The sequence below is a fragment of the Comamonas odontotermitis genome (assembly GCF_014207855.1).
GTDB classification, from domain to species: Bacteria; Pseudomonadota; Gammaproteobacteria; order Burkholderiales; family Burkholderiaceae_C; genus Comamonas; species Comamonas odontotermitis_A.
The window spans coordinates 1-1,225 of the sequence record NZ_JACHKZ010000067.1 but is presented as its reverse complement, the minus strand read 5'-3'; the positions used below and the strand labels follow the sequence as shown (position 1 = coordinate 1,225).

General features: G+C 60.9%; 1 pseudogene. It reads right to left on the bottom strand.

Going from position 1 to position 1,225, the window contains the following annotated elements:
- Window positions 1–896: pseudogene (locus HNP33_RS20825) on the bottom strand (RHS repeat protein); the annotation flags it as partial.
- Between the last annotated feature and the right edge of the window lie 329 nt (window positions 897–1,225).

Sequence of the window (1,225 nt, the reverse complement as noted above, 5' to 3'; positions counted from 1 at the left end):
CCCGAGGCTGGGGGCACGAGGCTGTGGGCGCTGGCTTTGAGGCGCCCGGCAGCATCGTAGGTGTAGGCGCTGGAGAGCTGGGCATTGTGGGCGGGGGCAGAGCCTGCTGCAGGCAAGGCATGGCGCTGCAGGACGTTGCTGATCCGCCCTGCTGTGTCCCATGTCAGATCGAAGATGCCGGTGTGCGTCAACTGTCCTGCGGTGTTATAGCTGCGCTGTTCGACCAACGCGCCCGCATCGGTGGGCGAGGCTTGCATGCCTGGCCACTGCCAGCTGGTGGGCATGCCCAAGGGGTTCCACTGAATGTACGAGACCAGAGGCACGCCGTTCCATAGCAAGCCGGTGATAAGGCCAGTGCTGTTGTACAGGTAGGTGAGGTTGTAGCCGCTCGGGTAAGCAATGGTCTGCACGCTGCCTGCCCCGCCCTGGCCAGCAGGCACATAGGTGTAGGCAATGGATTTGGTGGCACCGCCTGCCAGGATCTGGGTCTTGCGCAGCACGCGGCCCAGGGCGTCGCGCTGGTACTGGGTGGTGACTCCCGGGTCTTGCACTTCGCTCAGGTGCCCGATGCTGGCATTGGGCGCGGCAGCGGTGTTGTAGGTGGTGCCGGGGAGGTCGTAGCGCAGAACGGACGATGTGCCGTTGTTGTAGTTGATCTTGGTGATGCGGCCCAGGGCATCGCGCTCTACGCCTATGGTGCGGCCTGTGGCATCAGTGGTGGATGCCAGGAGGCCGCGCACGTCGTAGGTGGCGGCTCCAGTACCAGCATCGGGGGTGACCTCTTGCTTGGCGTTGCCCAGCGCATCGCGGGTGTAGTTGGTGGTAACGCCCTTGAAGTCTTTGGCGGCGGTAAGACCGTCGAACTTGTTGTAGGTAAGGGTGGCTGCGTTGTTCAACGGGTTGGTGATTTGCGTAACCCGCTTAAGATCATCTAACCCATAGGTCGTGGTTTGATTCAAAGCATTTGCCTGGCTGGTCAAACTCTGGCGCGGGTCATAGGTGAAGCGAGCAGTCTGGCTGGTACCAATGGTCTCTGTGGTCACCTTATTTGCGCCATTGACTGTGCGTTGTAATTCAAACGCCATTTGGGCCGCACTGTCTTTGATAGTTTCTGCTGTGCGATTGCCTGCGTTGGGCTTTGTTGCACAAATCCGGGCCGCAGCGGTAGTAGGCTCGGATGATGAGTGAGACGAACTGGGGTCGGCGCAAGTACCGCACCACAAAC